Here is a 19,262-nt window from a genome sequence, read left to right as displayed (position 1 = left end):
CGGGGCCGGTCGGGCCCGGAGGAGTTCCAGGGCACGCAGGATCCCTTGCGGTCCCTGTTCCGGCAGGCTGGAGACTTCGGCCAGGGCCACGTGGTCCCGGAGCCGGCCACATACATCACCGAACGCGGCATGCGGGCCCAGCGGCGCCGGATGGCCGCGGTCGCGGTAGGGGTCTGCCTGGTCATCGGCGGGGGCGGCGCGGCGGCGGTCGGCCTGCTCCCGGTCACACCGAAGCCCGCACCTCCGGCGACGACCCCATCACCCAGCTACCCGTCCCCGGCGCCCTCGCCTCCGACCGGGACACCTACGGAGCCGCCGACGCCGAGCCATACGGTGCCGGGGACGGCGGGGTCGTACCCGCCTGGTTCCGATCCGGGGACGACCGCGCCCGGGGGCATGCCGACGACGGGGGCGCCGACGGCTCCGTCGTCGACATCCACGGGGGCGCCCGGCTCGACGGCGACTTCGGCACCGACTTCGACGGCGGCTTCGACGCTCGGGGCGACGTCGATGCTGTGATCGCGGGCGGCGGCCCCGACTCGCGTACGCCCTCCACCTCGCCCGCTTCACCCCGTGCCCCGGCGGTCCACCGGGCGATCCCGCACGCCTTGACGCCTCCGAAAGGTGCCAGAGTTGTCCCTATCGCCCCCCGGCCTGCGACGGGCCGAGCCCGGGTCCGATGCCGCCTCCGGGCTGTGGGCGGGCCGGCCGGTCAGGCCCGTTCCGTACGGGTCCAAGGCGACCGGACGTGGCAGCTGGTCGTCCTGGCTCACCCCCGCCGACCGCCGAGTGCTCCAGCTCTACCTCCTGACCCGCATATCCCTGTGGATCACGGCCCACGGCGCCCGATGGCTCTTCCCCCGGGGCTCGGACGTACGGGAGGCGGCGCCGGTCCTCGCGCCGTTCCAGCAGTGGGACGCGAACCACTACCTCCACATAGCGCGCGACGGTTACTTCCCGGCCGACACAGGCCCATGGATGGATGGTTGGGACAACAGGGAGGCGTTCTTCCCCGGGTTCCCGATGCTCCTGCGGGCCGTGCACCTCATCGTCCCGGACTGGACGGCGGCGGGCCTGCTGATCTCGCTGGTCGCGGGAGCGGTCGCCGTACTGGCACTGTCCCGCATAGCGCGCGCGTACGTCCCCGAGGATGCCGACGGCCACCGTACGGTCCTGTTCTTCCTGCTCTCCCCGTGCGCGGTCTTCCTGGCGGCCGGCTACACGGAGGCGCTGTTCCTGGCGTTCGCGCTCCCGGCCTGGCGGGCGGCCCAGTGCCAACGGTGGCTGTGGGCCTGCACGTTGACCGCTCTGGCGACGACCGTACGGGTCAGCGGCCTGTTCCTGGCGGCGGCGATAACGGTGCTGTTCGTGCTCTCGGTCTCGTCGGGCAAAGGCTGGCGCGGGGCGCCCTGGCTGGCACTGCCCGCGCTGCCGCCGCTGGCGTACAGCTGGTACCTGCACGCTCACACGGGCGACTGGATGGCGTGGAAGCGCGCCCAGGAGCGGGGCTGGTACCGGGAGTTCCACACCCCGTGGGAGGGGTGGAGCAACACGTGGAACGCGGCGTTCGAAGGAGTACACACGACCGGCTACGCGGCCATGTTCCAGGTGGAGTTGGCGGCGATGGTGGTGGGCCTGGCTCTCGTCGCCCTGCTGGCACGTCGCCGCCGCTGGCCGGAGGCGGTGTACGTCGCGCTGAGCCTGTGGGCCCTGGGAACGTCGTACTGGTACGTGTCCATCCCCCGCGCCACGTTGCTGTGGTGGCCGCTGTGGATGGGGCTCGCGGCGGTGAGCCTGCGCCGCCCGTGGTTCCGGACGGTGTATCTGTGCGTGACGGTGCCGGTGACTGCGCTGGTGGCCCTGGCGTTTCTTACGGGGCGGTGGGCGGGGTGAGTCGTTGGGCGTCAACAGGCCCGGGAGCCCGCTCACGCGGGGACCACGGGAGCTCACGTCCTCCGCGGGGGCTTGCAGAGGGCGCCGGAAGTCTCAGCGGATGGTGTCGACGAACGCCGACCATGCGGAGGAGCCGAAGATGACGGCCGGTCCTTCCGGCTGCTTCGAGTCGCGGACCGGGACGACGCCCGGACAGTCGTCGGACACCTCGACGCACTGACCGTCGTCGGAGTTGCCGTACGAGGATTTCCGCCAGGTCGCGGAAGTCAGATCGGCTTGGCGGGAAGGCATGATCGGATCTCCTTGACCAACTGCTGGATGAACTTGGTTGTCTGCTCCGGAGAGAGCGCCTTGCCTCGCTCTGAATCGTGGGACAACCGCAGCTCCTGGACCCGTCCTGAGTCCTCAACCAGTTCACCGGACTTGCTGCCCTCCAGATAGGCCACAGCCTTACCGTTGGCCAGCCGCAGGACCGTCAGTGAACCACCCATCAGATCGTGTAGCCCCGCCGAGAACGGCAGCAACTGAAGCGTCACGTTCGGCTGCTTCCGCCACTCCAGCAGAGCCTCCAGCTGTTCCAGCCAGACGGCGGGCTGCGAGGCCGCTCGGTGGAACACCGCTTCGTCGAGCATCGGCCCGGAAGTACGGGGCGTCAATGGTGCTGCTCGCGTACTGGTACTGGACCGTCGCTTCCCGCTCCAGCCTCATGAACCGCTGATACCGGCTGCCGGAGGCGTCGTCCCGGGCCTGCGACGCATGACCTGCGCGCTGCTCGAACTTGTGGGACTTGCGGCCGTGCGTCGACGTCGCCGCGCTCGTCCTCACGGAGCTGGTCACCAACGCCTTCCAGCACGGCGGCGGAGAGGACGTCACGATCACCTGGTGCGCCGACGGAACGCACCTGACCCTTCAGGTGGAGGGCAGCTCTCCCGTACGCCCTGTGCTCCGGACTGTGGACGAGAGCTCGGAGGGCGGTCGCTGACTGAGCATCGTGGAGGCGCCGGCCGACCGCTGGGGAGTCAGCGAGGACGGCCACATCGTCCACTGCGCTCGCTCTTCCCTAAGGCCGCCAGAACTTGGACCGCAGAGTCTTCCGCTCGCTGCTCTTGACGTCTTCCTGGGTGCCGTTCTCCCAGGTGCTCGACGGGCCGCCGTCCTGGCTCAGTTCGACGCGGCCCGCCTGGTGGGTGAACAGGGCACCGCCGGCGCTCATGGTGACCTGGGCGGTGTAGGTGCCCGCCGGGACGGCGGAGAGGTCGACGCCCTTGCCGTCCGGCGAGGTGAAGAACCCGTATCCGTACGAGCCGAAGTCGCCCGGCCTCACATGCGGACGGACCTTCTCGGTCATCCGCAGGGGCTTGAGGTCGAAGGTGTGGGCGGTGTCCGGGCCTTGCAACGTCAGGTAGTACGTGGCGTGGTTCTTGTGGTCCGCGTTGCGGCCGGGGAGGTAGAAGACGCCGTACGCGCGCAGTTTCCGGCCGTCCATCTGGAACCGTTCCAGCGAGAACACCGTTCCGCCGGGAACGCCGTTCGCGAGGCTGCGCCTGATCAGCCGGACGCCGTTCTGGTCGGCCTTGAGGACAACCTCGAAGCCGCTGGAAGCACTTCGGCGGTCGATCGGGTCGTACGCGACCAAGGGGACCCTTCGGTCGATGGCCTCGCTCTCGCTCGTCACCCGGACGGACACGTCGTATGTCCCCTCGGGCAGGGACTCGAACAGCTGCCGCGCATCGCACGCGAACCCGCCGTCCTTGTACGCGGTGAAGTAGGTGTCGAAGTACTTGAGGTAGAGCTGGTCCACCGGCACGGTGTCCGCGTCCGCCAGCCAGGCGTTCCCGTCCCGCTCAAGAACGAGCTGCTTCGTCTCCCGCGACTCCGCGTTCCCGGAGTCCTCCGTCCCGGCGGCCGCGCCGGGTATGAAGGCGTGCCCCGTCAACCTGGCCTCCTGGTGCGTGAGGGAGGCGCCGGTCAGGACGGCCAGCGCGGTGTCCCGCCCCCGGAGATTCGCCAGGTGCGTGGCCGCGGCGGGCCCATCAACGTCATTGGAGCCGATCTGGACCTCACCCCACCGCGGAGCGGCGCCCTCGGTCAGCGCGTAGATGATGCTCAGAATCGCGGAAAGGCCCTGCCGCGTCACCTCCGCATGCTTGACCAGAGTGGAGGATTCCACCATGACCAGGTTGAAATTGGAGTATTTCCGCAAGGCCGGAAGGAAATGGACGACTTCCTCCTCGTACTGGTAGTCCCGCGTGGACGAGACGAGGTAGATGTTGCGGTCGCGGTCCTCGTCCTCGGCCAGCAGCGTCGGCAGCACGGCGTCGAGCGTGTCCACATTCTCCTGAGGCTCCCCCTCGCCGAGAACGGACGCGCCGAGGTTTCCGTGCCCCTGCGAGTAGCTGCCGATGAAGTACTGCGGGGTGGAGGCGACGATGTTGCGGTAGCCGTACTTCAGGCCGTAGATGAGTGCGGCGCTGCCTCCCTTGGAGGACCCGGCGAGGACTACCGCGTCGCGCGACAGGCCCAGCTTCTCCGAGTAGGAGGTGATCAGTTCCTCGACCGCGTCGGAAACAGAGAAGTCCATGTCCCGGCATACGTAATAGGACGTTCCTCCGGCAAACCGGTCACGAATCCGCAGGACGTTGCACTGGACACCCGAGAGGGATTTTCCGAAGCCGTACGTCGAGCCCACGGAGGAGAAGACCACGAGAAGGTTGCCATGGTCGCCTGCGGCGGGCGTGAACTCGTACTCGATCTCCCATTCGCCCCACTTCTCGATACGTATCTCGGAGCGCCGGATCGCCTCATTTATGTAGTTCTGTGATGTGTGGGGGAGGGTACTCAAAGCCTGCGGGTCGTCCGGGTGCATGTGGCTGGATTCCATGAATGACTGGCCCCTTGTCCTCAAAGTTTCTTCCATTTGAGCTGCGGCCGCTCCGCAGAAACTCCTCCGACGTGGGGCCGGGCGTTTTCAGGAGAACAGCAGCCGGAGTGAGGCTACTGCAATCCAAGCGCCGTTTCGAGAGACAGTCGGCGGGATCACATCGAGTTCTACTGCTCGTCAGTCACACGCGCTGACGACCGGCCTGTATGGCCTGCGGCCCGCGCCCTTCGCCGTGCAACCGGCTGCCCTTCGCCACCGTGTACGACGTACCGTCCTGGCCGGGCGCCGCCGGTGTTCGTCCTGACGTGGACGGGGCGGCCTGCCCGCCGAGGGAGCGTAGAAGTCGACGCTCCTCCCGCCCGGAGGGTGAAGCGGAAGGAGTTTCTAACGCCTACTCGGATTTTCGGAGAAATGAGGAATCCGGAATTCGGGGTGCTCCTCGCCGGCGATGACGCTGACGACCGCCGAGACCACCAGCAATTGCACGGTCACGGGAAAATAGAATGGTGAGGCATCTCGCCTCGTAGTAAACGTTTGGTGTCTACAGAACAGGGTCGAAGTCCGGTCACCCGAACCGCCTGCCCTCGCGCCCGGAGCGCGGCTCCTCACGGTCACCTCCCTCTGCCCGTCCAGCCGCCCCTCCCTGCCCCCGGGTTCCTGGCCCCGTGCGCGATCACCGCGTATCCAGGAGGAATCGATCATGATGTCTACGCAGGGAAGGCCCGCTGTGCACGCCCAGGAGAACGACCGAACCGTCCGGGCTGACTCTTCCCGTACGGCCCCCTCCCGCACCCCAGCGGTGGAGGCCGGGGCATCGGCGCCGTACGGACTCATGGAGCTGCAGGCCAGTGCCGGCAACGCGGCCGTCGTCCAGGTGCTGCGGCAGGCCGAGGGCCGGCAGGAGCATCGGCACGGCGCCGGGTGCGGGCACGGTGGCGGGGAAGGGGCGGTCGTGCGGCGGTCCGCCGTGCACGACGTGCTGCGTACGCCTGGACGGCCGCTCGACGACACCACCCGCGCCGACATGGAGGCCCGGCTCGGCGCCGACTTCTCCGATGTGCGGATCCACAGCGACAGCGCTGCCAAGGCCTCCGCGGCCGAGGTCGGCGCCCGCGCCTACACCAGGGGCAGCCACGTCGTCATCGGCGACGGCGGGGCGGACCAGCACACGCTGGCCCATGAGCTGACCCACGTCATCCAGCAGCGTTCGGGCCCCGTCGCCGGGACCGTCAATGGAGCCGGTCTCAAGGTCTCCGACCCCTCCGACCGGTTCGAGCGCGAGGCCGAGGCCAACGCGACCCGGGTCATGCGGAGCGCCGTACCCGGGGCGGCGGCACCCGTCCAGGGGGCCCGGCCGGCCGCACCGGCCTCCGGCGTCGCGGCCGTGCAGCGGGCCGCCGAGCTCAGCGGGCTGACCGGAGGCGGCACCACCGGCGCCTTCGGGCAGGCCGTCGCCGGTGCCGAGCCCGAGGGCGTGGGGACCGTCGCGATCGTTCCGGTCGTCCTCACCCCGACCCTGAACCTCATGGACGTCGCGCAGAAGTACGAGGAGGGCTTCGCCGGTGGTACGGCACCGGCCGACCGCTTCGCGCTGGTCATCGGCGTCAACATCCGGATCCGGAACCAGCAGGAGGCGACCGACGCGGAGGCCCTGCTCGGCCAGAAGACCACCGTCTTCCTCGGTGCCTGGGGCGCCAACCGGTTCAGGGTCGCGGTCATCGGGTTCACCTGGGCCAACCACGCCACCGACGCCCAGGAGACGAACCAGCGGACCGTCCCGTACGGCGAGATCAGGGACCGGATCATGCGCTCGACCGAGACCACCGCCATGATCGCCGGGCTGCGCGGGGCCGGGAGGCAGCACGTCTACCCGCACACCAGCGACTCCGACACCACCTCCTTCGACACGGAGGCGGGACCGCTGTTCTCGACCGCCGCCGAGCGCCTGGAATCAGGCGAGTTGGACGTCTTCAGCGGCGGTTACACCTCACCGGCCGGCAGCAGGACCGGCGACAACGACATCCTGATCTGGCACGCCAGCCAGGTGGACCTCGCCGTCCGCAAGGCCATGGCCCAGGTGGACCCCAGCCTGGTCCACTACCCGGAGCCCAGCACCTTCGTGAAGGTGCACGAGGACTACGACGCGCTGGAGCCCGGCGTCACCTTCGGCAGCGGTGCGGAGGAGGGCCAGCACCTCGTGGACTCGCTGTCCCGGAAGCGGTTCGGCGGTGTGGAGGGCGACTTCGACCCGCGGTTCGCCATCGGCACCGACATGAGCCGCGTCGGCCAGAACGTCGGATCGCACCCCGTCGGCACGCCGGTCACCGACGACACCGTCCAGCGGCTGTTCGCACTCGCCCAGACCCACGCCAGGCCGCAGGAGTGGACGAAGCGCGTAGAGCGGGCGTACGGCATCAGCGATGCCGTCGTCTCCAGGACCCTGGCGACGCTCGTCTTCGCCGGGCTCACCGTGGACAACCTGTCCAAGGTGTCCCTGTCCGCGAACCTCATCGGAGCCAAGGCCATCGACAGCGCGGCCAGAAAGGATCCGCTCAAGAACGTGGACGCCGGAGTGGTGGAGACGGCGAAGGCCAGCAGGGACATCCTGGTCCGCGCCCTCATCGGCGCCATCCGGGCTCTCCGGGCGCGCAACAACTAGGGGGCGTCTGGCCGATCAGGGAGCGGGGTCTGGTGCCGTGCATCGCGAGGCGGAGCGGGACCGAGCCCGCCGGAGCGCGGCCGTGCGCTCCGGCGACCCGGCCCGCTCACCCTGCCGTACGCCGTGGCCGGGATCGCCGTCCCCATTCGTTCGCGGCCACCACCAGGCACACCGCGACGAGGACCACGTTCTTGACGACGTACTGCCCCTCCATGGTCGGGGCGGGGGAGTGCGGCTGCCACATCGCGTCGGGGAGGAGGACGAGGGTCGAGAACACACCGCCCATGTGGAGGAAGAACACGACGAGCGCGGGGCGCAGCAGGCGGCGGCCGACGATCAGGCCGATCCCGATGGCCGTCTCCAGGGCCGCGAGGGACAGCAACAGCACCGTCTCCGGCACCAGGCCCAGGGTCATCTTCGTCGCCGCGTCGACCGCCAGCTGCTCCGCCGGGCTTGCCGAGGGGAACAGTTTCAGCACGCCGAAGCCGACGAAGACGATGCCGACCGTCGCCCTCAGCAGGACCAGGGCGTGCGCGTCGATCAGGCGGGCCAGGCCGTCGGCCGGTCGGCTCCAAGGCCGTCGGCCGGCCGCGGGGTCGAGGCGGGCGCGGGCGAAGTGGGCCTCGCGGGGCGGGGGTTCGGTGTCGCGGTCGTGCGGGGGCAGGACGGGCTCTACGGTGCTGCTGCTCATGTGCGATCTCCCGGTGTGTCCGTGGGGGTGGGAAAACGTGCACGGGTGGCCCGCGCGGCTCGGCGGGCGACCTGGGCCATCTCGCGGATCGGTGGGGGCCTGGGGCGGGTGGGGAGGGGACAGGCCCCCTCGGTGCTTGGTCTAGACCATACGGACGAGGGTCGGGAGGCCGTCAAGGGTCATGTTCCTCGGCGCCTTCGGGGGCCGGCACATTCGCGCCATCTTGCATCGGGCCGCGGGCGGAGGCGCCGGACGTGTGTTTCGTGCGGCGGCCGGGGTCTTCGTACGGGGGAGGCGCGGGGCCCGATCTCCTGCCCGCGGGTCTGGCAGAGCTCCCGGCCGGTCCGCCGCTGAGCAGGCCTGTTGCGCCGAGGCCGGACCGGCCGGGACCTCTGGGCCGTGCGCCGGCGCCAACTGTTGATCGCTTTCCGGCCGTTCGGGGCGCGCGGTCGCCCGTAGAGGTCGCCATCCGGCGGTCCGGCGGGTGACTCCGGTGGTTCAGATGGCCGAAAGTGCACTGGTCTATTACGGGATGTATCGGGCATCGGCCGCTGGTGCCTCCGTCGCCGCGCCCGCCCCCGGTACCCGTCCCCAGGCACGCCGAAGGGCCCGGAGCGTGTGCCCCGAGCCCTCAGCCCCTACTCCCCGCTCAAGCCGTCACCGCTCAAGCCGTCACCGCTCAAGCCCGCCTCTTGCGATCACCCCCGCGTACCACCGCGCACTGTCCTTCACCGTCCGCCGCTGCGACGCGAAGTCCACGTGGACGATGCCGAACCGCTTGCTGTAGCCGTACGCCCACTCGAAGTTGTCCAGCAGCGACCACAGGAAGTACCCGCGTACGTCGACGCCTTCCCCGATCGCCCGGTGTACGGCGCCCAGATGCGCGTCCAGGTACGCCACCCGCTCCGGGTCGTGCACCTGGCCCTCCGGGTCCGCGTAGTCGTCGTACGCCGCTCCGTTCTCGGTCACCAGCAGCGGCAGACCCGGGAGTTCGTCGCGCAGGCGGGTCAGCAGCTCGTACAGGCCGTTCGCGTCCACCGGCCAGTCCATCGCCGTGCGCGGGCCCTCCGCCGGGGTGAACGCCACATGCTGCTCGGCGCCCGCCCAAGGGGACGGCGACTCGGACGAGCCGGCCGAAACCACGCTCGGCGAGTAGTAGTTGATACCCAGCGAGTCGATCGGGGCCGAGGTGACCTCCAGGTCGCCGTCCTTCACGAACGACCAGTCCGTCACCGCAGCCGTGTCCGCCACCAGGTCCTCCGGCAGCCGCCCGTGGAAGACCGGGTCCAGGAAGATCCGGTTCGCCACCGCGTCGATCCGGCGCACCGCGTCCCGGTCCGCGTCGGTGTCCGTCAGCGGGCGCAGGGCGTGCAGGTTGAGGGTGAGGGAGACCTCCGCCGTGGACGGGAGGCGGTCCCGCAGGACCCGGGTCGCGCCGCCGTGCGCCAGGTTGAAGTGGTGCGCGGCGCGCAGTGCGGCGAGGTCGCTCGTCCGGCCAGGAGCGTGGACCCCGTTCCCGTACCCGAGGAACGCCCCGCACCAGGGCTCGTTGAGCGTGGTCCACGTCGACACCCGGTCACCCAGCGCGCCGGCCACCAGACCCGCGTACTCCGCGAACCGGTGTGCCGTGTCCCGCTCCGGCCAGCCGCCCGCGTCCTCCAACTCCTGCGGCAGGTCCCAGTGGTAGAGCGTCGCGACCGGTCTGATGCCGGCCCCCAGCAGCTCGTCCACCAGGCGGCGGTAGAAGTCCAGGCCGCGCTCGACCGCCGGGCCCCGGCCGGTCGGCTGGACCCGGGACCAGGAGACGGAGAACCGGTAGTCGGTGACGCCGAGGTCCCGCATCAGCTTCACGTCGTCCGGCATCCGGTGCAGGTGGTCGGCGGCGATGTCACCGGTGTCGCCGTTGCGGACCTTGCCGGGGGTACGGCTGAACGTGTCCCAGATGGACGGCGTACGGCCGTCCTCCGTGGCCCCGCCCTCGATCTGGTACGCGGCGGTCGCCGTGCCCCACCGGAATCCGGTGGGGAAGCGGAGCCCCGTACCGCTCTCGGGGAGGGCGCCTGTGGAGGTCGCCGGGCGGGCATCGACAGCTGTCATGAGACGGACACTCCAGAAGTGAGGGGAGGAGGGAGGAGGAGATGAAGGGAGGGGCGAGGGCGCTGGCCAGGGCTTCACCGCGCTCGGGGCGCTGGTGCGGTCAAGCCCTCACCGCGCTCCGCGCGCTGGTGCGGTCAGCCCTTCACCGCGCCCTGCATGATGCCGCCGACGATCTGCCGGCCGAGCAGACCGAAGACGATCAGCACCGGCAGCGTGCCGAGCAGCGTGCCGGCCATGATCACCGACTGGTCGTTCACATAGCCGCCGCCGAGCTGCCGCAGCGCGACCTGCACGGTCGGCTCCTGCGAGGAGAGCGCGATGATCGGCCAGAAGAAGTCGTTCCACGCCGTCATGAACGTCAGCATCCCGAGCACCGCCATGCCGGGCCGCGCGATCGGGATCACGATCGACCAGAAGATGCGGGCCGTCGACGCGCCGTCCACGCGGGCCGCCTCGATCAGCTCGTCCGGCAGCGACTGCACCAGGTACTGGCGCATGAAGAAGACACCGAACGCCGACACCAGGCCCGGCAGGATCACCGCCTGGAGCTGGTTCACCCACTGGAGCTCGGCGATCAGCATGAAGAGCGGGATCACGCCGAGCTGCGGCGGGATCATCATCGTCCCGATCGTCAGCGTCAGCAGCGCGTTCCGGCCCTTGAACTTCAGCTTGGCGAAGGCGAAGCCGGCCAGCGTGCAGCAGAGCACCGTGCCGAGGGTGATCGACGACGACACGATCAGCGAGTTGAGCAGCGCCTTGCCGATGTCGGCCTCTTCGAGGACCTGCTCGAAGTTCTTGATCAGGTTCGGGCCCGGCAGCAGGCTCGGCGGCACCTGCGCCATGTCCGCGTTGGACCGGCTGGCCGCCACGATCGTCCAGTAGAAGGGGAACGCCGAGATCAGCAGCGCGAAGCCGAGGATGAGGTACGAGAGCCAGCCGCCCTTCATCGTCCGGCCCGCGCCTCCCATGCGTACGCGCTTCGCCGGCGGGTCCTGCGGCGGACGGCCCGCCTCCGGGGCGGTCGGCGGTGCGACGAGCGCGGTCATCGGCCGGCCTCCTTGCGTGCGCGGCGGCGCGCGATCAGGGCGTTGACCCCGACGAGCACCACGATCAGGACGAACATCACCCAGGCGATGGCCGCGGCCCGGCCCAGGTGGAAGAAGCCCCAGCCCTGCTCGTACATGTACAGGCCGAGGGTCTGGTACTGGTGCGAGATGCCGCCGGAGATCGAACCCTCGAACAGCAGCGGCTCACCGAAGAGCTGGGTCGCCCCGATGGTCGAGATGATGACCGTGAAGATGATGGTGGGACGCAGGCCGGGCAGCGTGACGTGGATGAACTGCCGCCAGCGCGACGCCCCGTCCATCTCCGCCGCCTCGTACAGCTCGTGCGGGATCGACTGCATGCCCGCCAGGTAGATCAGCGCGTTGTACCCCGTCCACCGCCAGATGACGATGGTCGACACCGCGATCTGCGAGGCGACCGTGCCGGTCTGCCAGTCCACCGGGTCGAAACCGACCAGCCCGAGCACGTAGTTGATCAGTCCGAAGTCGCGGCCGAAGAGCTGCGCGAAGACGAGCGTGGCGGCGGCGACGGAGGTCGCGTACGGGAGCAGGATCGCCGTCCGGATGAACGTCCGGCCGCGGAGCTTGTAGTTGAGCAGGTGCGCGAGGCCGAGCGCCATCGCCAGCTGCGGGACCGTGGACAGCACGCCGATCGTGAACGTGTTGCGCAGCGAGATCCAGAAGTACTCGTCGGTGAAGAGCGCCGTGTAGTTGGCGATGCCCCGCCACTCCATCTCGCCGCTCGTCTGGAGCTCGACCCGGTAGAGCGAGACGAACGCCGTGTAGAGGAGCGGGAAGAGGCCGAAGGCGAGGAAGAGCGTGAAGAACGGGGCGATGTAGGCGTACGGGGACGCCTTGCGCCAGGTACGCCGGAGGCCGGCTGCCCGACCGTCGTCGGGCCCGGGTCCGGTTCCGGCAGGGCTGCGGGGCCCGGCCTTCGCGGTGGCGGTGAGGGACACGATGCGGCCCTTCGGGATCGGGAGCGGGAAAGCGGGGAGCAGGGGTACGGGGGTGGGGCCGGGCCACCGTGGTGTGCACCGGTGGACCGGCCCCAGAGGTCCCAGGGAGGAGGGGGAGGAGAGGGGCAGGCCGTGACCGGCCCCAGATGCCCCGGGCAGGGAGGGGAGGAGAGGCAGGCGCAGCGTGCCGGCGTCAGCCGATCACGTTCGCCACGCCCTTCTTCGCCGTCGCCCACGCCTTCTCCGACGCGACGCCCTTGCGCTCGACCTCGCTCAGCGCGTTCGTGATCTGCTGCATCACGTTCTGGTCGTGCACGCCCAGAACCTGGACCGGGGACTCCTTGGCCGCGTCACCGAAGATCTGGCCGATCGGCGCGCCGGAGAAGTAGTCGTCCTTGGCATCCGCGATCTTCTCGATGGCGCCCGTCGAGGACGGGAAGTTGCCCTGCTTCTGGAAGACCTTCGCCTGCTGCTCGGGGGCGGTCAGCCACTCGATCAGCTCGTACGCCTCCTTCTTGTGCTTGGCCGCACGCGGGATGGAGAGGTATGAGCCGCCCCAGTTGCCGGCGCCGCCGGGCAGCTTGGCGATGTCCCACTTGCCCTGGCCGCCGTCACCGGCCTGGCCCTTGATGTAGCCGAGCATCCAGGCCGGGCACGGGATCGTGGCGAAGGAACCGGCGGCGAACGCCTGGTTCCACTGCGGGGACCACTGGTCGAGCTTGGCGCTCAGGTCCGCCTCGGCCGCCTTCACGGAGGTGTCCCAGGCCGTCTTCACCGCCGGGTTCTTCTCGTAGATCAGCTCACCGGAGGCGTCGTAGTACCGCTCCTCCTCCTGGCCGATCATGATCCCGTAGAGCGAGCCGATGCTGTCCAGCCAGGCGCTCTTGGCGGGGGCCTTCTTCTTGTACTCCTTGCCGAGCTCCAGGTAGCCGTCCCACGTGGACCACTTCTCCGCGAGCTCCTCGCGGTCGGTGGGGAGGCCGGCCTGCTTGAAGAGGTCGGTGCGGTAGCACATCGCCTCGGGGCCCACGTCCGTGCCGAGGCCGAGGATCTTGCCGTCCTTCGTGGTCGCCGCCGACCACTTGGCCTCGGCGAACTCGCCCTTGAGCTTGTCGGCGCCGAACTCCTTCAGGTCCTGGAACTTGTCGGACTGCTGCTGGGTGACCGACGCGATGCGGCCCACCTCCACGCCCTGCACGTCCGCGAGACCGCCGCCGCCCGCCAGGCGGGTCTGGAGCGACTTCCAGTAGTCCGCCTCGTCCTGGGTGTCGCTCTGCTTGATCGTCACGTTCGGGTGGAGCTTCTGGTACTCGTCGTAGAGCCCGGCCTCCTTGAAGCCGAATGAGCCGAACAGGTCGACGTTGAGCGTGACCTTCCCACCCGCGCTGTCGGAGGTGTCCGACGAGTCGCCGGATCCGGATCCACAGGCGGCGAGGAGGGCCCCGGCGAGGACGACCGCGCCGAGGCGGACGGTGGCTCTCTTGGCGGCTCGGGCGATGGGCATGGGAAGCCTCCCTTGGCTTCGGGATGAACCGAGCGCTTTGAGAGCGCTCTCAAAACCTGCGTCTGGAGCGTCTCCCACCACCCCCGCCCCGTCAAGACTCGAACACATAACAGCTTGGCGTTACGCCCGGCCGCCGCCCAACTGCCTTCTGTGTGCGTTCTCTTGACACCCAGGTTTCAGGAGTTTTACGTTCCTTGACACTTGAGAGCGCTCTCGAAGGCGCTCCCGCCCCCCATGATGACCATGATCGAGGTGCTGCTCGTGCAAGCCTCCCTCTCCAGACTCGCCTCCCGTACCGGGGCCAGACCCGCCGCGGCCACGCTCCTGGCCGTGGCGCTCGCCGCCGTCACGCTGGGGCCCGCCGCCTCCCCCGCGGCCGCCGCCACCATCCCCGCCGGCGCCGGCAGCTACACCGACTCCCGCCCCGCCGGCACCCAGGGCCCGACCACCAACACCGGCGCCCCCGTCACGCCGAAGCTGACGACCGCCGCCCGGAACAACCCGGTCCCGACCAACGACTGGTGGTCCTCGCTCGCCTTCCAGCGCTACGGCGACAACCCGTACTCCACTCCCATGTACGGGCACCCGCTCACCTACCAGGCCAAGGCCTCCGGCCTGGAGGTCGGCTACCCGACCACGCCCGCGATCGTCGGCGACGGACGGCAGTACGAGTACGCCCACAAGGCCGACCTCACCGTCGGCCTGACCGGCCTGAACTCGCCGGACACCAAGGCCGACGCCTGGTCCGACTGGACGGTCACCCCGTACTGGGCGGACGGCTCCCGCACCTTCCGGGCCACCATCGGCCACGGCATGCCGTTCGTGTACGCCAAGGGGTCCGGCGGCGACGCCCGGATCACGACCGCCTCCACGCCCACGGTCTTCTCCAACCAGGGCAACGTCGTCGGCATCACGGTCGCCGGGCACCACTACGCCCTCTTCGCCCCGACCGGTTCCAACTGGAACATCTCCGGCACCACGATCACCGCCGGGCTCGGCTCGAAGGACTACTTCTCGCTCGCCGTGCTGCCGTCCACGGACGCGCTCGCGACCTACCGCAAGTACGCCTACAGCTTCGTCACCGGCTCCAAGGTCGCCTGGCAGACCACCGGCGGCAACGTGCGGGCGACCTACACGCTGACCACCGAGGCCCGCGAGGGCACCGAGCGCGGCACGCTCCAGGCGCTCTACCGCCACCAGTGGCTGCACACGAGCGACGCGCTGACCCCGTACACGTACGTCTCACCGCGCGGCACGATGAAGGTGCGCGAGTCCGCCTCCTTCACCACCAGTCAGAAGAGCCAGGGCGTGGTGCCCGCGCTGCCCGTCTCAGGCGGGGTCGACCGGGCCCGGCTGACCGGCTACCTCAACGAGGTCGCCAACGCCTCCGACCCGTTCTCCGGGGCCCGGGACACCTACTGGACCGGCAAGGCGCTCGGCAAGCTCGCCCAGTTGGTGCCCATCGCCGACCAGATCGGCCAGACCGCCGTCCGCGACAAGCTCCTCGGCCTGATGAAGGGCCGGATGCAGGAGTGGTTCACGGCGGGTGGCGCCAGTGAGTTCAGCTACGACAAGGACTGGAAGACCCTCACCGGCTACCCGGCCTCGTACGGCAGCGACACCGAGCTCAACGACCACCACTTCCACTACAGCTACTACGTGTACGCGGCGGCGATCATCGCCCAGTACGACCAGGCCTGGGCGGCCGACTCGGCCTGGGGCACGATGGTCAAGCACCTGATCCGCGACACCGCCAACCCGAGCCGCACCGACGCGGCCTACCCCTTCCTGCGCGGCTTCGACGTCTACGCGGGCCACAGCTGGGCGTCGGGCCACCAGGGCTTCGCGGCCGGCAACAACCAGGAGTCCTCGTCGGAGTCCATCAACCTCAGCGCCGGCCTGGTGCTCTGGGGCTCGGCCATGGGTGACAACTCGCTCCGGGACCTCGGCAGTTACCTGCTGACGACCGAGTCCGAGGCGATCACGCAGTACTGGTTCGACGCCAACGACACCGTCTTCCCGGCCTCGTACAAGTACGGCACGGTCGGCATGGTCTGGGGCAGCGGCGCCTCGTACTCCACCTGGTGGACGGCCAACCCGGAGGAGATCCACGGCATCAACGTCCTCCCGGTGACCGGCGGTTCACTGCACCTGGCCCGTGAGAAGGCGGCCATCAAGCGGAACATCGCCGAGATGGAGCGCGAGAACGGCGGCCCGGCCCAGGAGTGGCGCGACCTGCTCTGGGAGTTCGAGGCCCTCTCCGACCCGACGTCGGCGAAGGCCAAGTGGGATGGTGTGAACGGGAACTACACCCCGGAGGAGGGTGAGTCCAAGGCGCACACCTACCACTGGATCAACACCCTCAACACGGTCGGCGCCCCGGACATGACGGTCACCGGTGACATCCCGACCTCCGCCGTCTTCTCCAAGAACGGCACCCGCACCTACACCGCCCACAACCACGGCACCGCCACCCGTACGGTGACCTTCTCCGACGGCAAGACCCTTTCCGTACCGGCCCGTTCGCAGGCCGTCAGCACGGGCCCCGGCGGCGGAAACCCGGACCCCGACCCGGACCCGGATCCCGACCCGGGCAACCCGTCCACCGGCAACACCTTCCGCCTGAAGACCGGCGGCGTCCTCACCACCGCCACCACCGACCCGGCGGGCGCGGACACCATCGCCTCGGCCGACGGCGTGAACCGGGACGGCACGCCGTACCGTCCGACCGTCTACGAGGTGAAGCGCGTCAACGGCAAGGTCTCCGCCGGAGCCGCCACCGCGTTCCGCCTCCGGGTGGACGCGGGCACCAGGGTCGGGCTCGCCCCGCAGGTCCGGGTCAGCTACGACCTGACCGGCGACGGCACCTTCGACCGCACCGAGACCTTCCGCTACTTCGCCACCGACCCGGTCAACGGGTGGGAGGAGTACACGCAGGCGGTCGGCGCGAAGGCGACCACCGGCAGCCTGGGCGAACTGAAGAACGGCACGGTCCGCCTGGAGATCTGGAACGCGCTCGGCAACGGCACGTCCCAGGTCCAGACGGGCACGGACGCGGCGGTGCTGCGGATCCCGTACCAGTAGGCCAGGCAGGACAGCAGGACGCATGACCCCGTACGTGCGGACCTGCGGGTGAACATCCCGTACGTGTAGGACGCCGATGTACGGGCACGATCGGTGCGGCGGGTCTCCGGCTCCTCAGGGCGGAGGCCCGCCGTACTCATGCGCTGAGTGCTAAGCGGAGGCGCGGCGGACCAGCGTCGTCGGAGTGATCACCGAGTCGGGCGCCGAGCCGTTCCCCGTGCGGTCGCGGTCCAGGCCGCGCAGCAGCAGCCGGGCCATCAGCCGGCCCTGGCCCTCGATGTCCTGGTTGACCGTGGTCAGCGGCGGGTCGGTCTCCTCGGCCACGCCGGCCATGTCGTCGAACCCGACGATCGCCACCTGCTCCGGCACCGCGATCCCGCGCTCCCGCAGGACCCGCAGCGCGCCCGAGGCCATCAGGTCGTTGGCGACGAACACCGCGTCCAGGTCGGGCCGCCGCTCCAGCAGCTCCGCCATCGCCCGCGCCCCGCTCTCCACGGTGAATCCGCCCTCGGCCACGAGCGTCGGGTCCACGTCGATGAGGACGTCCCGGTAGCCGTCGAGACGGTCCACCGCGGAGGTCTGGTCGGGCGGCCCGGCGATGTGCGCGATCCGCTCACGCCCGAGGTCCCGCAGATACTGCACGGCGACCCGCGCCCCGCCCCGGTTGTCGGCGTCCACGTACGGAACGGCCTGGTCGCCCGGGTCGGCGGTCCAGCTCGGGCGGCCCCCGTACACCGTCGGGATCGCCGCCCGCCGGGTGATCGCCGGCAGCGGGTCGTCGGTGTGGAGCGAGAAGGCGAGCGCACCGTCCACATGGCCGCCGGAGAGGTAGCGCGCGATCCGGTCGAAGTCGCCGGGCCCCTCCACCAGCAGCAGGACGAGCTGGGTGTCGTGGGCGGTCAGCTCCTTGCTGATGCCGCGGATCTGCTGCGAGAAGAAGGGGTCCGAGAAGATCCGTATCTCCGGCTCTGCGATGACGACGGCCACCGCGCCGGTCCGCCGGGTGACCAGCGTCCGGGCCGCGTGGTTGGGGATGTAGCCGAGTTCGTCGACCGCCTGGAGCACCTTGTCGACCAGCGGTTTGCGGACACCGTCACCGCCGTTGACGACCCGCGAGGCGGTGGCCCGGGAGACCCCCGCACGCGCCGCGACGGCTTCCAGGGTGGGCCGGGACCCGGGGGACTGCTCGGGCAAGGCGGTCGCTCCTCGTCGACGGGGGCGGCGGCACGCGGGGCGGTTCGGGTGGCGGACCTGTGCCGTCGCCGGATCGTCTACAGCCTAGCGCCGGGCCCGGACGGGCGGATGAGAGCGCTTCCAGACGGCGGGACGGACATCGGATCGCTCTCCGGGCGCCTCCTTCGGGCCCGCTGCGCGTTGAACACTCCGGGTAGGCGTTGAACTACTCCGAGTAGGAAGGTGTACGGGATGGAAGCGACGGAGCGGCGCGAGGAAACGATCGAGCGGCGTACGGAGGCGCTGGAGCGTCAGAAGGCGGCGGCGGAGAGGGTGCGGACGGCGGAGGAGACGGTGGCCCGGCTGAAGGAGGACCTCGCCGCGCTGGGCGTGACGCTGCCGTCGCTGCGGGTCGACCCGGTCTCGTGTGCGGGCAACGAGCCGACGCCCTTGGTCGACCTGGGCCGCTGCAACATCGACACCGCGTTGCGGCTGTGCGAGGTGCTGGCGGAGAGGTCGCCGACGGATTGACCTCCGCAACCCTCAGGGCGCCCACGAGGAGGCGGCGGGGCCGACCCCTCCTCGGGGTCGGGCCCGCCGCCGTTCTGGGGCGTACGCCCGCGTCGACAGGGCGCGGTCGCACGCGGATCCGGATCACATGACGCGGAAAGCCATGTAGTACGCGGAGAGCTGGGCGTGGTAGCCCGGGTCCTCGGCCTGGCTGTGGCGGTCGAACTCCGGAGAGTCCTTGACCTGCTCCTTGGTGAGGTCCACGTAGACCTTGCGGTCCTCCGTGTCGATCCGCCGGACCGTGCCCGCCGGGAGCAGGACGTCCTTGCCGAAGATCCAGACCCCGGTGTCGACGAGCAGGTAGGCGGAGCCGACCTCGTCGGAGTGCTTGTCGACCTTTCCGATACCGCCGTCGGTCGCCTCCACCGCGTATCCGGAGAGATCGGCGCCCGCGGTGTGACCGCTCGACGGCTGATAGCCCCACAGGGAGTCGTTCATTGTGGCCCCTTTCGCGAAGGTCAATTCAGCTCATCATCGATGAATTCATTGATTAGGTCCGCAGATATGCGTGTGCCCGGCGGAAGCGGGTGTACACCTGGCGGGTTCCGGAGGTCGCGCAACGGGGCGGGGGGGCGGCCCCCCCCCGGCCCCCCCCCCCGGGGGGGGGGGGGGGGGGGGTTTACACCCGGTACCCCGGCCCGCGCGGGCACCGCCGCCCGCCCGGGCGCCCACTACCCCCACCACCCC

General features: G+C 70.0%; 16 protein-coding genes. 5 read left to right on the top strand and 11 right to left on the bottom strand.

Going from position 1 to position 19,262, the window contains the following annotated elements; genetic code table 11:
* Window positions 1-266: 266 nt before the first annotated feature.
* On the bottom strand, window positions 267-440 hold the full coding sequence (locus ACIRR8_RS30255) for a hypothetical protein (RefSeq protein WP_404070835.1): 174 nt from the start codon (window positions 438-440) through the stop codon (window positions 267-269).
* A gap of 193 nt (window positions 441-633) precedes the next feature.
* Here ACIRR8_RS30255 and ACIRR8_RS30250 point away from each other — a divergent pair, with 193 nt between their 5' ends.
* Entirely contained in the window at window positions 634-1,893 is a 1,260-nt protein-coding gene (locus ACIRR8_RS30250; RefSeq protein WP_404070833.1) for a mannosyltransferase family protein, read from the top strand.
* Between the two features lie 93 nt (window positions 1,894-1,986).
* Here ACIRR8_RS30250 and ACIRR8_RS30245 read toward each other — a convergent pair whose 3' ends face one another.
* Window positions 1,987-2,184, bottom strand: coding sequence for a DUF397 domain-containing protein (locus ACIRR8_RS30245; protein WP_404070831.1), 198 nt, complete (start codon window positions 2,182-2,184; stop codon window positions 1,987-1,989).
* Complete coding sequence (locus tag ACIRR8_RS30240; protein ID WP_404070829.1) at window positions 2,160-2,525, bottom strand: DUF5753 domain-containing protein; 366 nt, start codon at window positions 2,523-2,525, stop codon at window positions 2,160-2,162. The genes ACIRR8_RS30245 and ACIRR8_RS30240 overlap by 25 nt, the downstream gene beginning before the upstream one ends.
* 155 nt (window positions 2,526-2,680) lie before the next feature.
* On the opposite strand from ACIRR8_RS30240, the gene ACIRR8_RS30235 reads away from it, so the two are divergent.
* Window positions 2,681-2,875 (top strand): hypothetical protein, encoded by a 195-nt coding sequence (locus ACIRR8_RS30235; RefSeq protein ID WP_404070827.1) that lies wholly within the window; start codon window positions 2,681-2,683, stop codon window positions 2,873-2,875.
* 78 nt (window positions 2,876-2,953) lie between these two features.
* On the opposite strand, the gene ACIRR8_RS30230 is transcribed toward ACIRR8_RS30235, so the two are convergent.
* The gene (locus tag ACIRR8_RS30230; RefSeq protein WP_404070825.1) at window positions 2,954-4,774 is read right to left on the bottom strand and encodes a hypothetical protein; all 1,821 of its coding nucleotides are present in this window, start codon (window positions 4,772-4,774) and stop codon (window positions 2,954-2,956) included.
* 727 nt (window positions 4,775-5,501) lie between these two features.
* On the opposite strand from ACIRR8_RS30230, the gene ACIRR8_RS30225 reads away from it, so the two are divergent.
* A complete protein-coding gene (locus ACIRR8_RS30225; protein ID WP_404070987.1) occupies window positions 5,502-7,433 on the top strand; it encodes a DUF4157 domain-containing protein in 1,932 nt (643 codons plus the stop codon).
* A gap of 106 nt (window positions 7,434-7,539) precedes the next feature.
* On the opposite strand, the gene ACIRR8_RS30220 is transcribed toward ACIRR8_RS30225, so the two are convergent.
* The 5 genes from ACIRR8_RS30220 to ACIRR8_RS30200 form a co-directional block, all read right to left on the bottom strand.
* Entirely contained in the window at window positions 7,540-8,124 is a 585-nt protein-coding gene (locus ACIRR8_RS30220) for a DUF417 family protein (RefSeq protein WP_404070823.1), read from the bottom strand.
* 672 nt (window positions 8,125-8,796) lie between these two features.
* A complete protein-coding gene (locus ACIRR8_RS30215; protein ID WP_404070821.1) occupies window positions 8,797-10,221 on the bottom strand; it encodes a GH1 family beta-glucosidase in 1,425 nt (474 codons plus the stop codon).
* Between the two features lie 134 nt (window positions 10,222-10,355).
* On the bottom strand, window positions 10,356-11,267 hold the full coding sequence (locus ACIRR8_RS30210; RefSeq protein WP_404070818.1) for a carbohydrate ABC transporter permease: 912 nt from the start codon (window positions 11,265-11,267) through the stop codon (window positions 10,356-10,358).
* Window positions 11,264-12,244: a carbohydrate ABC transporter permease gene (locus ACIRR8_RS30205; RefSeq protein WP_404070816.1), complete on the bottom strand. Its 981-nt coding sequence runs from the start codon at window positions 12,242-12,244 to the stop codon at window positions 11,264-11,266. The genes ACIRR8_RS30210 and ACIRR8_RS30205 overlap by 4 nt, the downstream gene beginning before the upstream one ends.
* 193 nt (window positions 12,245-12,437) lie before the next feature.
* Window positions 12,438-13,748, bottom strand: a complete 1,311-nt coding sequence (locus ACIRR8_RS30200) for an ABC transporter substrate-binding protein (protein ID WP_404070812.1) — start codon at window positions 13,746-13,748, stop codon at window positions 12,438-12,440.
* A gap of 243 nt (window positions 13,749-13,991) precedes the next feature.
* Here ACIRR8_RS30200 and ACIRR8_RS30195 point away from each other — a divergent pair, with 243 nt between their 5' ends.
* The gene (locus ACIRR8_RS30195; protein ID WP_404070985.1) at window positions 13,992-16,832 is read left to right on the top strand and encodes a glycosyl hydrolase; all 2,841 of its coding nucleotides are present in this window, start codon (window positions 13,992-13,994) and stop codon (window positions 16,830-16,832) included.
* 150 nt (window positions 16,833-16,982) lie between these two features.
* On the opposite strand, the gene ACIRR8_RS30190 is transcribed toward ACIRR8_RS30195, so the two are convergent.
* Entirely contained in the window at window positions 16,983-18,026 is a 1,044-nt protein-coding gene (locus ACIRR8_RS30190) for a LacI family DNA-binding transcriptional regulator (protein WP_404070809.1), read from the bottom strand.
* Window positions 18,027-18,257: 231 nt separating this feature from the next.
* On the opposite strand from ACIRR8_RS30190, the gene ACIRR8_RS30185 reads away from it, so the two are divergent.
* Window positions 18,258-18,536, top strand: coding sequence for a hypothetical protein (locus tag ACIRR8_RS30185; protein ID WP_404070806.1), 279 nt, complete (start codon window positions 18,258-18,260; stop codon window positions 18,534-18,536).
* A 123-nt stretch (window positions 18,537-18,659) separates the two neighbouring features.
* On the opposite strand, the gene ACIRR8_RS30180 is transcribed toward ACIRR8_RS30185, so the two are convergent.
* A complete protein-coding gene (locus tag ACIRR8_RS30180; RefSeq protein WP_404070803.1) occupies window positions 18,660-19,013 on the bottom strand; it encodes a PRC-barrel domain-containing protein in 354 nt (117 codons plus the stop codon).
* Window positions 19,014-19,262 lie beyond the last annotated feature (249 nt).

It is taken from the genome of Streptomyces sp. NPDC101178 (genome assembly GCF_044767965.1).
Taxonomy (GTDB): Bacteria; Actinomycetota; Actinomycetes; order Streptomycetales; family Streptomycetaceae; genus Streptomyces.
Note: the sequence above shows the minus strand (reverse complement) of the source record. Positions and strands in the feature narration are given on the sequence as shown.

Bases quoted from the DNA above. Each gene is read 5' to 3' on its own strand.
- ACIRR8_RS30200 (WP_404070812.1), bottom strand. From the start codon at position 13,748: ATGCCCATCGCCCGAGCCGCCAAGAGAGCCACCGTCCGCCTCGGCGCG.
- ACIRR8_RS30180 (WP_404070803.1), bottom strand. From the start codon at position 19,013: ATGAACGACTCCCTGTGGGGCTATCAGCCGTCGAGCGGTCACACCGCG.
- ACIRR8_RS30245 (WP_404070831.1), bottom strand. From the start codon at position 2,184: ATGCCTTCCCGCCAAGCCGATCTGACTTCCGCGACCTGGCGGAAATCC.
- ACIRR8_RS30195 (WP_404070985.1), top strand. From the start codon at position 13,992: ATGATCGAGGTGCTGCTCGTGCAAGCCTCCCTCTCCAGACTCGCCTCC.
- ACIRR8_RS30230 (WP_404070825.1), bottom strand. From the start codon at position 4,774: ATGGAATCCAGCCACATGCACCCGGACGACCCGCAGGCTTTGAGTACC.
- ACIRR8_RS30210 (WP_404070818.1), bottom strand. From the start codon at position 11,267: ATGACCGCGCTCGTCGCACCGCCGACCGCCCCGGAGGCGGGCCGTCCG.
- ACIRR8_RS30215 (WP_404070821.1), bottom strand. From the start codon at position 10,221: ATGACAGCTGTCGATGCCCGCCCGGCGACCTCCACAGGCGCCCTCCCC.
- ACIRR8_RS30185 (WP_404070806.1), top strand. From the start codon at position 18,258: ATGGAAGCGACGGAGCGGCGCGAGGAAACGATCGAGCGGCGTACGGAG.
- ACIRR8_RS30220 (WP_404070823.1), bottom strand. From the start codon at position 8,124: ATGAGCAGCAGCACCGTAGAGCCCGTCCTGCCCCCGCACGACCGCGAC.
- ACIRR8_RS30240 (WP_404070829.1), bottom strand. From the start codon at position 2,525: ATGCTCGACGAAGCGGTGTTCCACCGAGCGGCCTCGCAGCCCGCCGTC.